The organism is Methylotenera sp. (assembly GCF_030653755.1).
Lineage (GTDB): Bacteria > Pseudomonadota > Gammaproteobacteria > Burkholderiales > Methylophilaceae > Methylotenera.
Window position 1 is genome coordinate 61,705 of record NZ_JAURYU010000008.1, and the last position, 19,682, is coordinate 81,386.

Genomic DNA, 19,682 nt, shown 5'->3' on the forward strand with positions numbered 1-19,682 from the left:
AGTCACTAACATTAAAAAGATGGCCGACTTACATAAGGGTTATCCTTAATGCAACCATAAATGATCTGTTAAGATCAAGGAGACGCATGTTGCCATGCATTTACTACATTTGAGCAGCTGTTAGGAGCCACTCAAATTCTGCTACCAACCACTACACGCGGTTAGCGTAATATTCAACCACAAGCTGCACATCCACAGGGAACGGCACATCACTTACCGCGGGTAAGTGCGCCACTGTCACCACTTGTGTTGCTGTATCCCAAGCCAACCACTCTGGGCGTTCTAAAGAGGGTTGCTTTACTGTTTCTACCACCATTGGGATATTTTTACTTTTAGGCTTAACAGTGATTTCATCACCTATATTTAATCTTATCGATGGAATATTAGCGGGCTTGCCGTTTAACATTAGGTGTCCATGGCTCACTAACTGCCTTGCAGCAATCACATTTGGCGCAAAGCCAGCACGGAAAACCACGTTATCCATTCGACGTTCGAGTAGCTGCAACAATCTTTCACCTGTTGGCTCCTTACCTTTACGCGCATCCAGTATTAATCTGCGCATTTGGGTTTCTGTAAGCCCGTAATTGAAACGAATCTTTTGTTTTTCCTGTAGCTTCACACCAAAATCAGAGCGGCGCTTACGCGATGCTTTATTACCATGCTGACCTGGCGGCGTTGGCCGTGCTTCAATTGTTTTACGTGACAACCCAGGTAAATCTACCCCTAATGCACGCATCACTTTTAATCGTGGGCCAATAAATCGAGACATCTTGTTTCCTTATCTATTTAATATTTATCACTTATTGCAATGTGTTATGTGTGGCCAACAACCAATTGTCTTCTGTGCCATACTCATTGACGATTGCTTTCCATTGCTTAACCAAGCGCTCTGCAATATCTTCAATCAGCTTTGTATCTGCATACTCAGGTGCGGTTAACTTATTAGCTAATTCACTCGCCAACACTGCCAGCTCATGTGATGGCTTAAGCGCATATTGCGTAGCTACACAGCAAATTGCTGCCATTAACTCTCTTGAGGTTGGTAACTCAGGGTCAAATAATTCACTTGGTGCTTTTGATGCTGATACTTGTTTTTGCATGTTTGTACTCACTTGGTTTATTCACAGTATTACTACACTTGATGCAACTCAGTTTGCATCACCAACCTTGCCACTGCTTTACGCATCATTTCATTCATCATAAAAAAGTTACGCACTTCTAGCCGCAATGAAGTGCCTCCAATCTCTAGCTCAACAATGTCTTTTGCTTTGTTATAAAGCACCTTGCAATCTTCATTACCTGTCAGTTTCGCTTGGCTAATAATTAGTTGCTTACTCATGTCGTACTCCGATCTATGAATTTAAATAAATGATAATCATTCTCATTTGATATGTCAACAATTAATTTCATACTAAATTGGTAAGGTATTATTTTTAAACTAATCTAAATTGCATACGCATACAGATGGATATCCCACACGCGGGCATATACCGTTATAGTTTAATGAGGGTAATCAGAAGAGTTAATGACAAGGAAATAACTTGTCGAGGTATTTAAATAAGAAGCAGTGAGACAGTAAATTAAGCGCGGTTATACCGTTGCGAAGACGTTATAAGCATTATGGGTGCCTGAAAAAAAGACTTTTCAAAAGATAAAGCTGCGCTAGTTGAGGCAAAACGTGAGAGCCTGTGTGTGTAAGTATAACTAAGCACACACAGGAAGAGCGGCACCTCTTAAAAAAGCCAGCAGCATACTTTGCAAGGCAGTCCGAGTAAAGTATGCATTTATAGAGGCTTTGAAAATATACCTTGTGGTGCCGTGCTCTGTAGATTGTTCGCGCACAAGGCTTTTGGTTACTAAGTGTTTTGATTAAAAATTATTGGCCTGTACCACCAGTGCCTGTGCCTGCCCCAGTACTAGCATCTCCTGTACCTGAGCTCTCCATCTCTGTAGCACCAGTTCCTGTGCCTGCGCCACTATGAGATTTTGGCTCCGCACATCCTACGCAAAAAACGATAGAGATTAGCGCTAATATTTTCCAAACATTGAATGTTTTCATAAGAGAACTCCTTTAGATTTAATGGGTATTGATTGAAAAATATTATGCGTTTAAAGTTAACTTTGTATGTGCGGTGACTAGCATAGTAAATTTATAACGTGAAATTAATAGTAAGAAGAATCCCCCGTGCTGCAAAACGATTAACCCTTCACTCGACCGATTCAGTACAAACTTATGGTAATTTCTTAACTAAAATACACTCAATCAGACAACGGTAAATTTCATTAGCTCATATACGCTAAGTTACAGGCGCCTATCTCATGATTTATCTTAAGGTGCAATCATGAATACATATAACGTGAAAAATGCTTGAAAGCGCATAATCATTTTCACTAACTAGCGACATTGATATACCAATCAAACGCTGGTTCTTAATTAAAATTAACTTTTATGGAGAACGATCATGTGGACATCACCATCAGCAACTGAAATGCGTTTTGGCTTTGAAGTGACAATGTACGTAATGAATAAGTAATACGCTTTCAGCAATAAAAAAGGGAGCAATTGCTCCCCTTTTTTATATCACCAAATCGTAAACTTTATAAATATTTAACGACCATCGCATTACTTAAATCAGCCGCAACAATCGGCAACTTCACATAATAACCGCTACCTGAAGCCTCTTGTATCGGTTCACCTTTTTTATTGAACATAGCTTCAACGACAATATCTTGATTACCTGTAGGATGTATCACCTGTAAACGGTCACCCACGGCAAACTTGTTGCGCGCTTCAATATCAGCTACACCTTTTTCTGCATCATAAGCTACCACATCACCCACATATAAACTGCGGCTAGAACTTGAATAACCTTGTTTGTAATTTTGGTGCTCTGCGGTGTGGTGACGCTGATAAAAACCATCGGTATAGCCACGGTTAGCCAAATTCTCTAAATCCCCTAGCAAGTTCCAATCAAATGGACGTCCAGCTAACGCATCATCAATCGCCTGACGATAGTTTTGGCAAGTACGTGCTACGTAGTAGCGAGATTTAGTCCGCCCTTCAATCTTAAGCGAGTCTACCCCCATCTTAATCAAGCGCTCTACGTGCTCAATCGCGCGCAAATCCTTACTGTTCATGATGTAAGTACCGTGCTCATCCTCTTCAATAGGAAGCAACTCTCCTGGGCGGCCTTTTTCTTCAATCAAATAAACTTTATCAGCTAATGGATGACGCGGCAAACTGCCACAGCCAGACAAACTTGATTTTTCCATTTCCGCTTTAAAGTCAAACTCATCAAGACGTATCACGCCAGCAGCATCTTCTGCCGCATCATGCACTTTATAGTCCCAACGGCAGCTATTAGTACAAGTCCCTTGATTAGGATCACGCTGGTTAAAATAGCCAGAAAGTAAGCAACGGCCAGAGTAAGCAATACATAAAGCGCCATGTACGAAAACCTCTAACTCCATCTCTGGGCATTGCTGACGGATATCTTCAATTTCATCTAAAGACAACTCACGCGATAAAATCACGCGCGTTAAGCCTAAACTTTGCCAAAACTTCACTGTCGCAAAATTCACCGTATTGGCCTGCACAGAAAGATGTACTGGCATTTCAGGCCACTTCTCACGCACCATCATAATTAAGCCAGGGTCAGACATAATCAAAGCATCTGGACGCATGGCAATCACAGGCGCCATATCTGCCATGTAAGTTTTAACTTTAGCGTTATGCGGTGCAATATTGCTCGCTACAAAAAACTTTTTACCACGTGCATGCGCCTCGTTAATACCGATTTCAAGATTCGCCATCGTAAAATCATTATTACGCGCACGTAAACTATAACGTGGCTGTCCTGCATAAATCGCATCTGCGCCATAATCAAACGCAGTACGCATACGATCCAAGTCACCCGCTGGGGCTAATAATTCAGGTATTTTCATCACTATTACTTCACTTAATCTCTATAAAATCAAAAGAACAAAGCCAGACAAGGCGCAAATTAAAAAAGAGCGCCGCGGCATATCAATCATAGGTAAGGTGCTCTTTTTTAATTTGCAACACCGTATGGGTATGTTGTTTTGGTTTTATTCACCAATAATTTTCACAAGCACACGCTTCTTACGCTTACCATCAAACTCACCGTAAAATATCTGCTCCCAAGGGCCAAAATCCAGCTCACCATCCGTAATAGCCACTACAACCTCACGCCCCATAATTTGGCGTTTCATGTGTGCATCTGCATTATCTTCGCCAGTATCATTATGGCGATAACTACTCACAGGCTCATGTGGTGCAAGACGTTCCAACCACTGCGTATAGTCATGATGCAAGCCGCGCTCATCATCATTGATAAACACACTGGCCGTAATATGCATTGCATTAATTAAAACCAAGCCTTCACGCACACCACTCTCACGTAGGCACTCACGAATTTGCTCGGTAATACGGATAAATGCAACGCGTGTAGGTGGATTAAACCAAAGTTCTTTACGATAGCTTTTCATCAAATAATCCTTAAATTTCAATAGCCTAATTTTAACATTGCATTATATCTCGCTCGTCACAAAATTCCACTATATAAAAATGGTTAAAAAAAATGGCCTCACATCGGAGGCCATTTCAGATTCTAACTAATGCTTTCAACATGCTTTTGTAGGAGCAATCGTCTGGCGTGTGAGTAAGGCAATTTATTGCCTATATTCCACGGACATGCCTAGCACTGGTAACCGCGAAGTGACAACTGTGCTTATAGGACTGCACTTACAAACACAAATGCAGATTGTTTACCTATATAAACAAACTACCAGCACCAAAGCCAATCTTATATTTTTACATCATATTGGTAGCTAAATGTTTTACCTTCATTATCAGTAGCAACTGCCTCTAACTTACCTGTTGAAGCTGGAATAAAGCTAAATTTGAAATATGGATCCTCTGCGGTACCTACACCCACGTCCACCGTCATCAACGGTTTGCCGCTATAAACAAACTCAACTTTATTAATATAAAAAGCAGGGACATAGCCTTGAGAAACCAAATCGCGTTGCAAGCCTGTACGCATAATGTGTTTAATATTAAAAGTTGCCGTAGTTGGTGTACCAACTTTGACTGGCGTCTCTACATTCATCTTAATACGTCCAGCTGCTGCACGAATCTCAGATTCGTTATTCTCTACCATGCCACCACATCCGCCAGCGGCTCTGATCTCACGTGAGGCCAGATATAAGGAGCCATCTGCCGTTTCACCCACCAAACGCACAAATGCATCCGTCTCAAAACGAATACGTGTTGATAACTGGAAATTACCTAAGGTATCAGTCAAATGATAAATTGCAGTAATAGGAATCGGATTTGCATCAACAAAGGCATATAGCTTTTTAATCACCACGCCATTCGCTGCTGCATTATCAATGCTGTAAGTCACTGGCACTTGCGCGCCACTTTCCGCACGTTTCGGTGCTTCAATCTTAATGAAATCAACTTCTTTCATTTCACGTTTTGCAAAAAAAGCCTCTTTCATCACAGGCCATAATTTCGGGTCAGCCTCCGCATAAGTGTTAGCAATAAAAGCTAAAGACAAGCCAACAGCTATTGCTACTTTACTAAACCACCTTTGAAATTGCATAGCCATACCATACGCTCCAAATTAATTTTTATGATTTTTTGTTTTAATACGCCTATGACAAACTATGTGACTAGATAGTTCTCACGGGCCAATGCCTAGCAAGAAAGCGATTTAAACACTCTCGTTTTCCATATAAAAAAACAACTCTATGCCATTACCCACAGGGTCTTTAAAGTTAATCTGCTTCACGTTCAATACAGGTAAATCGCGCGTTGTATAGTGTATGTTGCGACTTTTTAAATGTGCCTCCATTGCAGGCATGTCAGTACAAGTAAACGACACATGATCAATCGTCGTCAACACATTCGTTAATGGCTCACCCTCACCGCGGTACTCTGCCAGATGCAATACATGCGTATCGCCAATATAAAGCCAAAACCCTCTACTAGTAAACCCCTCACGCGGCCCAACCTTCAAGCCCAATACATCGCAGTAAAAGTCTTTAAGTTTAAGCATCGTCTCGTAAGGCGTGCGTAGGTTGTAATGATTAAGTTGGGTGACCGGCATAGTATGGTTTCAATAAATTGGTGTAGGTAAGTGCCATAAATAATCGGCAACAATAATCTATATACTTTAACACCTTTGACGCGACGAGTAACTAGCACAACACATGAAAGCAGCGATTAATCACCTTCAAACTCGCAAAGTGAAAAAGGCGAAAAACCACCGTCAGCTAAGCGTTTTGAGCCACCTAAATCTGGCAAGTTAATCACAAAAGCACAGCCTACCACCATGCCGCCGAGCTTGTGTATCAAAGCCGCGGCAGCTTCAGCCGTACCACCAGTCGCAATCAGATCATCCACTAACAACACCCGCTCACCTTTGGCAATTGCGTCAGTATGAATCTCTACACGATCAGCACCATACTCTAAAGCGTAATCATGCCCAATAGTCTCAGCAGGCAGCTTGCCAGATTTACGAATCGGCACAAAGCCCACACCGAGCTTATACGCTAATGCTGCTCCAATAATAAATCCACGTGCTTCTATGCCAGCAATTTTATCTATAGGCTGGGTAGCATAATGCTGCGCAAATGCATCAATGACCATGCGAAAACCTGCAGGTTCTTTGAGTAAAGTGGTGATATCACGGAACTGAATACCCTGTTTTGGGTAATGGGGGATAGTACGAATTAGGGATTTGATGGGCATAAGTTTAGCACTTAGATTTTACGTAAACAGCCGTAATTAAAATGTAGGGTGGGATTTAACCCCACGTGGTGAATATTGCAAGTACGCTATGCGTGGGTTCGAGAACCCACCCTACTGGGCTATTTTGCGCGATACTCGATTGAAGGAAGCCCTGCTAACAAACCTACAACACTAATATCTTCATCCAACTCTGGCCAGTGAATACCCACACCATTGCCCATCAACTCATAAACTTTTCGTTTATCAGGTGTAGCATTATTTAAACGTGGAAACCACACTAAAGGCGCAGAAAGCACTCGCCCATCAGTTAACCTAACCACCAAATCGCTGTCCGAAGTTTCTACAGACTGTGCGATTGGCTCAGCGTTTAATGTTAAAGAAGTCATTCCAAGCCTCCAAAAATAAAGCTTCATGTTCACGAACCAAACCTAATAGTTCGTTCAATTCTTTTGCGTTAAATCCTATACTACTCGCCAAGTTAACTGGGCGTAACCAAAACTTTGCTAGTCTATTATCAGATTGCACATGAATATGTGCAGGCTCCTGCCCTTCGTTGGCATAGAAAAAGAAACGAAAGGCGCCAATTCTTAGAATAGTTGGCATGTTAGCCCTGAACAAATAGCTGGTGTGCAAGAAATGGTTGCATTACAAATGCATTGCACCATTTAACACTCTCCTAAAATGCAATTCGCGATACGAGAACTAGGCACATCCGCGTAGACAGTACGAACAGTGCGGCAAGCGGATGTAACGACGTTATCGTGAAGCGAGTGCATTTTACGCCGCGGGCGTCTGTGAGCGAACGCGAATATGTAACTCCCGCAATTGCTTCTCATCCACTTCATTCGGTGCATTGGTCATCAAGCACTGTGCACGTTGTGTTTTAGGGAATGCAATCACATCACGAATAGATTCAGCACCCGCCATTAACGTGACTAAGCGATCTAAACCGAATGCTAAACCACCGTGTGGAGGCGCACCGTATTGCAATGCATCTAGCAAGAAGCCAAACTTCTCTTGCGCTTCTTCGCGGCTGATTTTTAATGCATCAAACACTTTAGATTGCACTTCTTGTTGATGGATACGCACAGAACCGCCGCCTACTTCCCAGCCGTTCAATACCATGTCATAAGCTTTTGATAAACATGCACCTGGGTTAGTCGTCAACAAATCTTCGTGACCGTCTTTTGGTGCAGTGAACGGATGGTGTAATGCAACCCAACGATCAGCCTCTTCATCATGTTCGAACATTGGGAAGTCAACTACCCACAATGGCGCCCATGCGCGGCCATCTACATGGCCTTTATCGTGACCAACTTTAAGACGCAATGCACCTAAAGCCTCATTCACGACTTTAGTTTTATCTGCGCCAAAGAACACGATATCGCCATTTTGTGCGCCTGTGCGGTCAATAATCGCCTGCAACGCTGTCACATGAATGTTTTTAACAATCGGGCTTTGCAAGCCTTCTTCATTCAATTTAGTGATGTCGTTAATTTTGATGTAAGCCAAACCTTTAGCACCGTAGATTTTTACGAACTCAGTGTAGGCATCAATTTCAGAACGGCTGATTGCCGCGCCGTTAGGCACGCGTAAGGCAGCCACACGGCCACCTGCCATATTGGCAGCACCCGCAAATACTTTAAAATCTACATCTTTCATCACATCTGAAAGCTCAGTGATTTCTAAGGTCACGCGCATATCTGGCTTATCTGAACCGTAGCGGCTCATGGCTTCAGCAAATGGCATACGTGGGAATTGCGCTGGTAAATCTACGTTTTGGACTTTTTTCAGCATTTGGCGAATCATTTCTTCCACCAAATCCATAATGTCGTTTTCTTCCATAAACGATGTTTCAATATCCACTTGTGTGAATTCTGGCTGACGATCAGCGCGCAAGTCTTCATCACGGAAACATTTAGTAATTTGGAAGTAACGGTCAAAGCCAGACACCATCAACAATTGTTTAAATAATTGTGGTGATTGTGGCAATGCAAAGAACTGACCATGATGCACACGGCTAGGCACGAGGTAATCACGCGCGCCTTCTGGTGTGCTGCGTGTCAGCATTGGTGTTTCAACTTCAATAAAGCCGTTCACATCCAAGTAGTCACGCAAGGTTTTAGCCACGCGGTAACGCAACATCATGTTTTTTTGCATCGCAGGGCGGCGCAAATCAATGTAGCGATGCTCTAAACGCACGGTTTCAGTCAGGTTTTCATCATCCAACATGAACGGTGGTGTGAGTGATGGGTTTAATACCTCAATCTCAGTCGCCAGCATTTCTACTTCACCCGTAGGTAAGTTTGAGTTAACGGTACCTTCTGGGCGCGCGCGCACTTTACACACCACTTTTAGCACAAACTCACTACGAACAGTTTCTGCAATCGCAAATGCTTCTTTAGTATCTGGGTCGATCACAATTTGCGCCAAACCTTCACGGTCACGCAAATCGATAAAAATAACACCACCATGGTCACGGCGACGATGCGCCCAACCACATAATGTGACAGTTTGACCAATGTGTTCGCGGTTTAAATGGCCGCAGTAATGTGTACGCATCATAATTTAATTGTTTGGATATTGAGTTAAAAGTTTTGGAATCTTGTTTACAGGCGCAACTACGCCCATAGAAATAATATACTTCAGTGCTTCATCTACCGTCATTTCAAGTTCTATCACATCAGCTTTTGGCATCATGAGAAAGTAACCACCCGTTGGGTTTGGCGTAGTTGGCACAAAAATGCTGACGTAATCACCGTGCAGGTGATTTGCCACATCGCCACCTGGCGTGCCCGTGACAAAAGCAATGGTCCACGCGCCTTCTCGAGGAAACTGCACTAGTACAGCCTTGCGAAACGCATTACCAGAATCTGAAAATAAAGTATCAGACACTTGCTTAACGCTAGAATAAATCGACTTCACCACAGGCAAGCGATTAAGCAACTTTTCCCATAGTAAAATAAGCTGCATGCCAAAGAAATTAGTCGCAATCAACCCTGTGGTCAACACAATCAGTACGGTTAAAATTGCACCAATGCCTGGGATATCTCGGCCCAAAAAGGTATGTGGGTGCCAAGCTTCAGGCAACAGCAACAAGCTTTGATCCATCACACCGATAAGCGACTTTAGCACCCAGATGGTAATTACCAACGGTACTAATACTAACAAGCCTGTAATAAAGTATTTTTTCATTAAGGTTGAGTCATTCAGGCTTGCCTAGTGGCACGCGCAACCCGTCGCACAAGCTGCGGCTGGCGCAGCGCTTGATTCACTAGCAGACTCAGATGTAGCGGAATCAGCTGATTTAGCTGATTTGCTCGCACCTCCCTTGAAGTCAGTCGCGTACCAGCCACTGCCAGTTAACTGAAAACTCGGTGCAGACACTTGCTTAGCAAAAGTCTCTTTAGCACACTGTGGGCAAGCTTCTACGCTTGCGGCACTCACTTTGCGCATGACCTCTGCTTTATGTCCGCAGCTACTACATTGATAATCGTAAATAGGCATATAAAATCACCTCTCTCAATACGTTAAATAACCCGCAATTATACCTGAATCCAATAGAATTTCATTGAGACCACGACCGCCCAGAACTTAGCCTCTAAAGGCTAAAAGACTTCACTCATCAGCATCGTCATCTTGCTGATTTTTAAGGCGGCGCGTCTTAACACTTTCAGCCAGCATGTCCAGCAACGGCAACGTCTCTTCCCATCCTAAACAAGCATCAGTAATCGACTGACCATAGGTCAATTCGCAACCTGGCGCATGATCTTGGCGCCCTGCATGCAAATGTGACTCTATCATTAAGCCCATGATGCGGTCATCGCCAGCATTTAACTGCTCGGCTACGTTTGCAGCCACTTGTGCTTGCAACTGATATTGGCGCTGACTATTAGCATGTGAGCAATCAATCATTACTTTGGCATTTAGGCCAGACTGTGCCAACTCAACTGCGGCAGCGTCTACACTTGCTGCATCATAATTAGGCGTTTTACCACCGCGCAAAATCACATGACAATCTTCATTACCTGTCGTAGAGATAATGGCTGAACGGCCTTCTTTAGTCACAGATAAAAAGTGATGAGGGCTTGCAGCGGCTTTAATCGCATCGACAGCAATACGAATATTGCCATCTGTGCCATTTTTAAAACCAACTGGGCAAGATAAACCAGACGCTAACTCACGATGAATCTGCGACTCAGTCGTGCGCGCACCAATTGCGCCCCAGCTCACTAAATCTGCCGTATATTGCGGCGTAATTGTATCTAAAAATTCAGTCGACGCTGGCAAACCCAGCTCGTTCACTTCTAACAAAAAGCGTCTAGCCAACTCTAAACCAGCATTGATGTTGAAACTACCATCCAAGTGCGGGTCGTTAATCAGGCCTTTCCAGCCAACCGTTGTGCGTGGTTTTTCAAAATACACGCGCATCACAATCAACAGTTCGTTAATGTGCTTGTGGTATTGCGTTAACAGGCGTTTTGCATATTCAATACCTGCATCATAATCATGAATAGAGCACGGCCCGATGACCACTAGCAGGCGATCATTTGCACTATGTAAGATACGATGAATATCCGTACGGGTCTTAACAATTCTATCGGTGGTGGCTGTACTAGGCTCAAGTTTATCCAACAGCACAGACGGTAGCGTCAGTTCTTTGATTTCGATGATGCGTACATCATCAGTAATAATTTTTTGGATAGGGCTCATTTAGATAACTCATTTGCTGCAACAAGATTTGCTGCAGCAAAAATCAAAAATCAAAAACAACAAAGCCCGTATATCGCGGGCTTATCTACAATAAAACGATTGAAGCAACAGTTATCCATTGAACTCACCGCCTAGAACGCTATTTGGCAGTTAACTCAATGATCAAACAACATGTATATGATAAAAGACAATATTTTTACACACGCACAACATGGCAGTGGCTAATGAATATTTAGTAGTTTTTTGCTTTTTTGTCTTTAAAACCAATCGTCTTGTGCAATTTTAACACTTTAAAGCTCAGTTGATACAACTTAGTCGTATTTACGGCACGATGAAACATGAGACGATTAAAGATAAAGCAGGGTAAAAGAGATATGCGCAGCATAAACACTATTGTCTTGTGACCTATCTGGACCACAACCCTGCTACAACAAGTAACTATTAGAGCAAGGTTTCAAACACATCAACAGGCAATGGTTTGCTAAACAAATAACCTTGATAATGCACACAGCCGCTATCTAAAAGTATCCCCTGCTGCACTTGGTTCTCGACCCCTTCCGCAATCACATTTAAGTTTAGAGTATGTGCCATGGCAATAATGGTACGTACAATCGCCTGATCACTGCCTTTGCCAGCAATATCCCGAACGAATGAACGGTCTATCTTCAACTGATAAAGTGGTAAGAGCCTGAGATACTGTAGCGAAGAATAACCTGTACCAAAATCATCCAACGAGAACCTTACGCCAATATCTTTCAGCGCATTCATAATTGCAACCGTATCTTCAACATGGTCTAGCAACGCACTTTCGGTAAGCTCTAGCTTCAGCAACATCGGATTTACCGCATGACGAGAGACTGCCGCTTTAATTTGCTCAACAAAATCTGCCTGGTGAAATTGTCTTGCACTCACATTCACGGAGAGTGTGAGGTTTCGCGTCTTATTATCTTCTGCCCAACGCTTAAGTTGCGCGCAGGCTGCATCAATGACCCATTCACCAATGGACAATATCATGCCAGTGTCTTCGGCAATCGGGATAAACTCATTGGGCGCAATTAACCCTCGCTCTGGGTGTATCCAGCGAATTAAAGCCTCAGCGCCTACTGGGCGGTCCGAAACATCCACCTGCATTTGATAAAACAATTGGAATTCATTGTTATCAAGCGCCTTACGCAGCTCATGCTCCATATCAACCCGTGCCTGAATACCTTCCTGCATTTTTGGATCAAAAAAGCTCAACGCATTGCGCCCCAACTTCTTAGCCTGATACATGGCAATATCAGCCTGCTTTAGCAACTCATCAGACTTCAGGTTGTTTTTACCAAACAATGTTATGCCTACGCTTGAAGTAATATGGTACTCATAACTTTTAAATTGATATGGGTGAACAAACTTTGCTAGAATTTTCTCTCCCACCGCTTCAGCTTGAGTTGCAGCTTCTACATCGTGCTCACTTAAGTCCTCCAGAATCACAACAAACTCGTCCCCACCTAAGCGGGCAACGGTATCACCTTCTCTCACGCAAGCAGTGAGTCGCTCAGCAACTTGTTGCAATAACAAATCGCCCACATCATGGCCAAGGGTGTCGTTCAGCGTTTTAAAATGATCAAGATCTAAAAATAACAACGCACCGTTTCGCATGCTACGAGCGGCTGAAGCTAAAGCTTGACTCAATCGATCTAACAACAAACGTCTATTAGGGAGGTTTGTCAGCGTATCGTAAAGCGCTAAATAATTACTTTTATCTTCCGCTGCCTTACGTTGAGTAATGTCCGTACGGATAGAAATGTAGCTTTGTGGCTTACCATCTTCACCAAGGAAAGGTGCAATGGTTGTATCTACCCAGTAGAGATGACCATCTTTGGCACGATTACATACCTCATCATGCCAGACCTGACCACTTGCCACTATTTGATACATCTCTTTAAAGTAACCTTTAGGATGATAACCAGAGTTCAGAATTGCATGATCTTGACCTACTAACTCCTCTATTGCGTAACCACTTATCTCACTAAACTTCTCATTGGCATAGGTGATACGTCCTTTCACGTCTGTTACCGCAACAATCGCGTGCTTATCCAGCGCATATTTCTGATATTTCAACTCATCAAGCGACTGTTTAGCAAGCGCCTCACTTAGCAACAATGCCTCTTGCGTTTGCCTTAAATCTGTTACATCGTAAAACCAACCCAACATTGCAGCATCACCTTCGTAATGCACAGGGCGATAAGAGGCCATCGCCCATACTGGACCTTTATTCTCCACAATCAGTTGAATCAGCTTGTCATTAACGGAGTGTCCGCTATTCACTTGCGCCAAAATCGCCTCGTACTCCTGAGCGTTTGCATAATAAAGCTTAGGATTTCGCCCCATGACAGTTTCTGGTGAGCAGTTAATCAACTCGGTATAGCGCTTATTTGCGAATAAGACCTTATCACCAGCTGCAGTGGCTATCCGCACAGCAATTGGACTAGTTTCCAACATCTGAATAACACGCTCTTTACTTTCACGGTCCGCATTGGCGGCCAACCTTTTATCTGTTTCGTCACGGATCACACACACTAGCTCAGCTGGCTCGCCGTGCTCTCCATAAACCAGATGTCGACGATCAGACACCCAGCGAACACTGCCATCCGCTAACACAATACGATATTCAATTTCCAATCTTCCGGTATCAAAAACCGAATCCATCGCTACACGGGCTTTTTCCCGATCATCTAAATGAATCAAGCTTACCAATGAGTTTCCGTCTTCAACCAGAGCCTGCTGTGACAAACCACAAAGTTTCTCTATCGCGGCATTCACATGATTTACCTTAAAATCTGGGGCGCTGGCTGTCCAAATCACCTCTTCAACTGAGTTAAGGATGTCGGTAAGATAACTCTCAGTTTTACGTATCAATGCTTCTGTATGATGGCGATCGGTCACATCTTGCACGGTCCCTCGAGAATAAGTTGGGTTTCCTTCAGCATCATAATCTGACGTACCGCGCTCGTGCACCCATTTCACAGAACCGTCAGCTAACAGTAAGCGATGCGTAATACCATAAGGTTCTCGGTTAGTGGCTGATGCTTTAAATACACGATCAACCTCAGCACGATCTAGCGGATGAACTACACGCAAAAATGCTTCGTAGTTCGCAGAGAACTGATGTGCATCAATCTCAAAGATATGAAAAATCTCATCACTCCAGATCAACTCACCAGTTTGCCAATCAAGCGACCAACTGCCGACTTGCGCAATGTGTTGCGCCTCTACCAAAAGCCTTTTATTCAAACGTAGATTTTGTTCTGCAAGCGTACGCTCTACATCATGTGAGTGGAGCAAATCGCGCATCTTTGCCAACTCTGCTAGTACGCTATTACTTTGCTGAGGTGTGATTGTGATTGGCATAGAAAAATCTCCACTGCCAATTCTGGAAATATGCTGATAAACCTCGTTCGCGCTGGCACCTAATGTTGAACGTAGTGTCCGATAGGCTTTCCAGATAAAAAATATTGCCCATAATGAAACAAGGATAAAAATAAGCCGAAAAATAGACGCTACCGTTTTGGCATGATTCACCGCATTTAACGTACGGCGCTCCATCATTAAGAAAGTCTCATTAATTGGCTTCATAATCTCAGATTTAGCCTGATGATATTGACTACCCAGCAACATCTGAGCTGCTTTTAGTCTATTAGTGTCCATATCCGACACCTCAGACTCTACAAGCTGCATTGCTTCGAACTCCAAAGTGGTTAGTTCATCTGAATGTTTTTTTGCAGAAGCAAGTTTATCCAACTCTTCTTTCGTAAATCCCGCAGCACGCATCATATCCAAAAGAGCAATACCTTCCCCCTCTGTTGAGGGTGCTGGAAGTTTACCTACAATCACCATATCCCAGTATGCGTTGAAATAATCGTCAGGAAGGGGAATTTTGCCATTGCGAATATCTAAAATATTCTGAAAATAGTCTTTATATCGTATGTCGCCCGTTACCACGTAAGACCGAACCATCCGAGTGAGGTCATCTGAAGTTTGTCTTAACTGCCCAACTAACTGATAGGATACATAACGTGATTCATAGGCATCGTCCAGCTGTTTTTCCGTATAAACGTAGTAGCCGAAAACAGAAAATACGCAGGCCAACACCAAGACAATAGACCATGTCTTATGGCGTAGAAAAGCTGTGATTTTTTTAACATTTAGTCTCAAAATATCACCTTAAACGGCTAAATGCCAAGACCGATAGAATACGAAACTAAGTAGAGAGAACAGCAAAAATGCTGTTGATGCTGAGCATGATTATTGATTACTTCATGAAGTGTGCCAAACATAGAAACCAGCCCCTTTAAGGAATTCTTGTTTTGTCATTGATTAAACCAATAACAAAACTCTTGGAGGCGGCTTCAAGACCCCACTCACTTAGCATGCTATTTTGATTGATTTTCTTTGAACATTACTCAAAATTTCTTACCAATTTAACAAACTTAATTATGTTTATCAATAAAAACTTGCTTACCTATTGATATATAAAAGAAACCTTATCTAAACATTTAACATCAACACGCGCAATTGCATATGCACAACCCTAGAGATAATTAGCTTTATTAGGCGTTTAATTTTTAGATATAGTCGCCCAGCTTTGGGGGACTCAAAAAACAAGAAACTTGTTATCAAAAGATGGTGAACTTTACTGGCAGTCTTATAAATTGTTCGTTATCAGCGATAATAATGCCTCTCACTCAAGCCAAATAAATAAAAATCATACCGCGTCTATGATTTATTTTACTTATCGATTTAATCAGAAAGATAAACTTCACAAATTAACTCATCTCTCTATAATGGGTCCAACTACTTCTTGTCATATTACAGATTTAGGATTTAAGGAACATCCAAGGCAGATAAGTATCTGCCTTGGATTTGAAAGAAAACCATTATTAAGCGCAGACATTATAGTGAATATAGCTAACGGAAAATTGATAGATGAACAACTGGTTACACTCAGCCAGTTAGGCGATGCGCAGGCTTTTGGCTTGTTAGTTGAAAAATATCAAAATAGATTATATCGAGTCATCCTACGCATCATCAAAAATCAATCAGTCGTTGAGGAGCTTGTACAAGAGTCCTTTATCAAGGCTTATCGCTCAATCGCAAACTTTAGGGGTGACAGCGCATTCTACATTTGGCTATATAAAATCGGACTTAATACAGCCAGAAACTACCTGTTCGATAAAAAACCTCGTACAGAAATTGACAGATCAATTGAGCTTGAAGATTTAGATAATCTAACTACAGCATCAGATCTGTATCGCTCAGAAACCTCAGAAAGCGAGCTAAGGAACAAGCAAATTGCAAAAACAGTCAACGATTCAATTGATGCATTACCTTCAGACTTAAAATTAGCCATCACATTAAGAGAAATTGATGGCTTAACTTATGAGCAAATTTCACTCACTATGGATTGCCCGATAGGCACGACAATATCGAGAATATTTAGAGCTAGAAATATTATTTCGGAAAAACTTAAACCCTTACTAAATAACAAGCAAGACAAGGTTGGTAACTTGAGTATTGCTTTTAGAGAATGATACTTTTATTAATTAGGTAACTTACTAAACATATTACATCAAATCAACATGGCATAAATTTTAGTGGCGTTAAAGGTCGTCGTAATGGAACGTACCTTCATTAAAAATGCCAATTTTTCACCTCAATAAAAAGGAGTTTTATCATGGACAGTGCACCATCTTCTACAGCAGGAAAATGCCCAGTAATGCATGGCGGCAACACCACAACAGGCGTCTCAACTATGGACTGGTGGCCTAAAGCACTCAACCTAGACATCCTGCACCAGCACGATAGCAAAACCAATCCGATGGGCAAAGACTTTAATTATGCTGACGAGTTTAAAAAACTAGACTTAGCCGCAGTTAAAAATGACTTAAAAGCATTAATGATTGATAGCCAAGACTGGTGGCCTGCTGACTGGGGTCACTATGGCGGGCTGATGATTCGTATGGCTTGGCATGCTGCTGGCACTTACCGTATTGCAGATGGTCGTGGAGGCGCAGGTACTGGTAGCCAAAGGTTTGCGCCACTTAACAGCTGGCCAGATAACGTGAATCTTGATAAAGCGCGTCGTTTACTATGGCCGATTAAAAAGAAATATGGCAACAAACTCTCTTGGGCCGATCTGATTGTACTGGCAGGTACGATGGCGTATGAGTCTATGGGATTAAAAGTCTACGGATTTGCAGGTGGTCGTGCTGACATTTGGCATCCTGAAAAAGATATTTACTGGGGTTCAGAAAAAGAATGGCTTGGTAACGCTCATCGCTATGACGGCGAAAATCGTCAAACGCTAGAGAACCCGCTTGCAGCAGTACAAATGGGCTTGATTTATGTAAACCCTGAAGGTGTTAACGGCACGCCAGATCCACTGAGAACAGCACAGGATGTCCGTTTGACTTTTGCTCGCATGGCAATGAATGACGAGGAAACTGTTGCACTAACCGCTGGCGGACATACTGTAGGCAAAGCCCACGGCAATGGAAACGCCAGCATCATTGGCGCAAACCCTGAATCTGCTGATATTCATGAACAAGGCTTTGGCTGGCACAACCCAAATGGTAAAGGTGTTGGTCGAGATACCGTGACCAGTGGCATCGAGGGCGCATGGACAACTAATCCAACCCAATGGGATAACGGATATTTTTACCTTCTATTCACTTACGACTGGGAGTTAAAAAAGAGTCCTGCTGGCGCATGGCAGTGGGAGCCAATCAACATTAAAGAAGAGGATAAACCTGTTGATGTAGAAAACCCATCTATTCGACACAACCCTATCATGACAGATGCCGATATGGCGATGATTAAAGATCCTATTTATAGAGAGATTTCTGAACGCTTTTATAAAAATCCTGACTACTTCTCAGAGGTGTTTGCACGCGCATGGTTTAAATTAACACATCGTGACTTAGGCCCCAAAGCTCGTTACCTTGGCGCAGATGTACCTAATGAAAATTTAATCTGGCAAGATCCAGTGCCTAAGGCTGACTACAGCTTAAGTGAGCCTGAAATTGCAGAGTTAAAAGCAACCCTTTTAAATAGTGGCTTGAGTGTATCAGAGCTTGTATCTACGGCTTGGGACAGTGCACGCACTTTCCGTGGCTCAGATTACCGTGGTGGTGCAAATGGCGCACGTATTCGCTTAGCGCCACAAAAGAATTGGGAAGGCAACGAACCCGCAAGACTACAAAAAGTGCTGAGTGTCCTTGCTAATATTCAAGCCGGTTTAAGCAAAAAAGTAAGCATTGCAGATTTAATCGTCTTAGGTGGTACGGCCGCCGTTGAGAAAGCCGCGCGTGATGCAGGGGTAAACATTACAGCTCCATTTGCACCAGGCCGCGGTGATGCAACAGATGAAATGACCGATGCAGACTCATTTGCTGTACTTGAACCCTTGCATGATGGCTATCGCAACTGGTTGAAAGCTGATTACCTTGTATCTGCCGAGGAAATGTTGCTAGACCGCACGCAATTAATGGGCCTAACCGCACATGAAATGACCGCATTACTTGGTGGTATGCGTGTACTTGGTACTAATCATGGTGGATCTAAACACGGTGTATTAACTAACCGTGAAGGCGTATTAAGCAATGATTTTTTTGTCAACTTAACTGACATGAGTTACACATGGAAACCAGTGGGTAAAAACTTTTATGAAATTCGTGATCGTAAAACTGGTGCAGTGAAATGGACAGCAACAAGAGTTGATTTAGTGTTTGGCTCAAACTCCATCCTTCGTTCTTATGCAGAAGTTTATGCGCAAGATGATGCAAAAGAGAAGTTTGTGCAAGACTTTGTTAAAGCATGGACGAAAGTGATGAATGCCGATCGTTTTGACTTGAGTTAATCACTGGCAACCTATAGATAGCGACCTAGCCGAATGATTAAGATGGCTGGCGCTATCTAGCTTAAACATTATCCGTCAATAAAAAGCAGTGGGGCAACCACTGCTTTTTTAATTTAATACCTATATAAATTGGTACCTTTAATTTGGCACCTTGATATTACTTAGTGATATTACTTAGTGATATTACTTAGTGATATTACTTAGTGATATTACTTAGTGATATTACTTAGTGATATTACTTAGTGATATTACTTAGTGATATTACTTAGTGATATTACTTAGTGATAC

The 19,682-nt window shown here is 42.6% G+C and carries 19 protein-coding genes; 3 read left to right on the forward strand and 16 right to left on the reverse strand.

Annotation, left to right across the window (positions count from 1 at the left end):
• Window positions 1-151: 151 nt before the first annotated feature.
• The 4 genes from rpsD to Q7U33_RS01605 form a co-directional block, all read right to left on the reverse strand.
• Window positions 152-769, reverse strand: a complete 618-nt coding sequence (gene rpsD, locus Q7U33_RS01590) for a 30S ribosomal protein S4 (protein WP_304857796.1) — start codon at window positions 767-769, stop codon at window positions 152-154.
• A gap of 31 nt (window positions 770-800) precedes the next feature.
• Window positions 801-1,100, reverse strand: coding sequence for a hypothetical protein (locus Q7U33_RS01595; protein ID WP_304857797.1), 300 nt, complete (start codon window positions 1,098-1,100; stop codon window positions 801-803).
• A gap of 32 nt (window positions 1,101-1,132) precedes the next feature.
• Window positions 1,133-1,339 (reverse strand): hypothetical protein, encoded by a 207-nt coding sequence (locus tag Q7U33_RS01600; protein ID WP_304857798.1) that lies wholly within the window; start codon window positions 1,337-1,339, stop codon window positions 1,133-1,135.
• Window positions 1,340-1,876: 537 nt separating this feature from the next.
• Window positions 1,877-2,059, reverse strand: coding sequence for a hypothetical protein (locus tag Q7U33_RS01605; RefSeq protein WP_304857799.1), 183 nt, complete (start codon window positions 2,057-2,059; stop codon window positions 1,877-1,879).
• A 403-nt stretch (window positions 2,060-2,462) separates the two neighbouring features.
• On the opposite strand from Q7U33_RS01605, the gene pqqA reads away from it, so the two are divergent.
• A complete protein-coding gene (gene pqqA, locus Q7U33_RS01610; RefSeq protein WP_135278826.1) occupies window positions 2,463-2,534 on the forward strand; it encodes a pyrroloquinoline quinone precursor peptide PqqA in 72 nt (23 codons plus the stop codon).
• 64 nt (window positions 2,535-2,598) lie between these two features.
• Here the strand turns inward: pqqA and yegQ are convergent, their stop codons facing one another.
• The 12 genes from yegQ to Q7U33_RS01670 form a co-directional block, all read right to left on the reverse strand.
• Window positions 2,599-3,945 (reverse strand): tRNA 5-hydroxyuridine modification protein YegQ, encoded by a 1,347-nt coding sequence (gene yegQ, locus Q7U33_RS01615; protein WP_304857800.1) that lies wholly within the window; start codon window positions 3,943-3,945, stop codon window positions 2,599-2,601.
• Window positions 3,946-4,089: 144 nt separating this feature from the next.
• On the reverse strand, window positions 4,090-4,509 hold the full coding sequence (locus Q7U33_RS01620) for a secondary thiamine-phosphate synthase enzyme YjbQ (RefSeq protein WP_304857801.1): 420 nt from the start codon (window positions 4,507-4,509) through the stop codon (window positions 4,090-4,092).
• Between the two features lie 317 nt (window positions 4,510-4,826).
• Window positions 4,827-5,636: a quinoprotein dehydrogenase-associated SoxYZ-like carrier gene (locus tag Q7U33_RS01625; protein WP_304857802.1), complete on the reverse strand. Its 810-nt coding sequence runs from the start codon at window positions 5,634-5,636 to the stop codon at window positions 4,827-4,829.
• Window positions 5,637-5,741: 105 nt separating this feature from the next.
• Entirely contained in the window at window positions 5,742-6,137 is a 396-nt protein-coding gene (locus Q7U33_RS01630; RefSeq protein ID WP_304857803.1) for a VOC family protein, read from the reverse strand.
• Window positions 6,138-6,253: 116 nt separating this feature from the next.
• Complete coding sequence (locus Q7U33_RS01635) at window positions 6,254-6,781, reverse strand: adenine phosphoribosyltransferase (RefSeq protein WP_304857804.1); 528 nt, start codon at window positions 6,779-6,781, stop codon at window positions 6,254-6,256.
• 119 nt (window positions 6,782-6,900) lie between these two features.
• Window positions 6,901-7,167, reverse strand: a complete 267-nt coding sequence (locus Q7U33_RS01640; RefSeq protein ID WP_304857805.1) for a DUF2442 domain-containing protein — start codon at window positions 7,165-7,167, stop codon at window positions 6,901-6,903.
• Window positions 7,142-7,384, reverse strand: coding sequence for a DUF4160 domain-containing protein (locus tag Q7U33_RS01645; protein WP_304857806.1), 243 nt, complete (start codon window positions 7,382-7,384; stop codon window positions 7,142-7,144). Before Q7U33_RS01645 ends, Q7U33_RS01640 begins: the two co-directional genes overlap by 26 nt.
• A gap of 174 nt (window positions 7,385-7,558) precedes the next feature.
• Window positions 7,559-9,346, reverse strand: coding sequence for an aspartate--tRNA ligase (gene aspS, locus Q7U33_RS01650; RefSeq protein ID WP_304857807.1), 1,788 nt, complete (start codon window positions 9,344-9,346; stop codon window positions 7,559-7,561).
• A 3-nt stretch (window positions 9,347-9,349) separates the two neighbouring features.
• Window positions 9,350-9,976 (reverse strand): DUF502 domain-containing protein, encoded by a 627-nt coding sequence (locus Q7U33_RS01655; RefSeq protein ID WP_304857808.1) that lies wholly within the window; start codon window positions 9,974-9,976, stop codon window positions 9,350-9,352.
• A 24-nt stretch (window positions 9,977-10,000) separates the two neighbouring features.
• The gene (locus Q7U33_RS01660) at window positions 10,001-10,288 is read right to left on the reverse strand and encodes a zinc ribbon domain-containing protein (protein ID WP_304857809.1); all 288 of its coding nucleotides are present in this window, start codon (window positions 10,286-10,288) and stop codon (window positions 10,001-10,003) included.
• Between the two features lie 111 nt (window positions 10,289-10,399).
• Window positions 10,400-11,494 carry a 3-deoxy-7-phosphoheptulonate synthase gene (locus Q7U33_RS01665; RefSeq protein ID WP_304857810.1) on the reverse strand — a complete coding sequence of 365 codons (1,095 nt, stop codon included), beginning with the start codon at window positions 11,492-11,494 and terminating at the stop codon, window positions 10,400-10,402.
• Between the two features lie 441 nt (window positions 11,495-11,935).
• Complete coding sequence (locus tag Q7U33_RS01670; protein WP_304857811.1) at window positions 11,936-15,691, reverse strand: EAL domain-containing protein; 3,756 nt, start codon at window positions 15,689-15,691, stop codon at window positions 11,936-11,938.
• Window positions 15,692-16,146: 455 nt separating this feature from the next.
• On the opposite strand from Q7U33_RS01670, the gene Q7U33_RS01675 reads away from it, so the two are divergent.
• On the forward strand, window positions 16,147-17,067 hold the full coding sequence (locus Q7U33_RS01675; protein WP_304857812.1) for a sigma-70 family RNA polymerase sigma factor: 921 nt from the start codon (window positions 16,147-16,149) through the stop codon (window positions 17,065-17,067).
• Window positions 17,068-17,210: 143 nt separating this feature from the next.
• The gene (katG, locus tag Q7U33_RS01680; protein ID WP_304857814.1) at window positions 17,211-19,394 is read left to right on the forward strand and encodes a catalase/peroxidase HPI; all 2,184 of its coding nucleotides are present in this window, start codon (window positions 17,211-17,213) and stop codon (window positions 19,392-19,394) included.
• Window positions 19,395-19,682 lie beyond the last annotated feature (288 nt).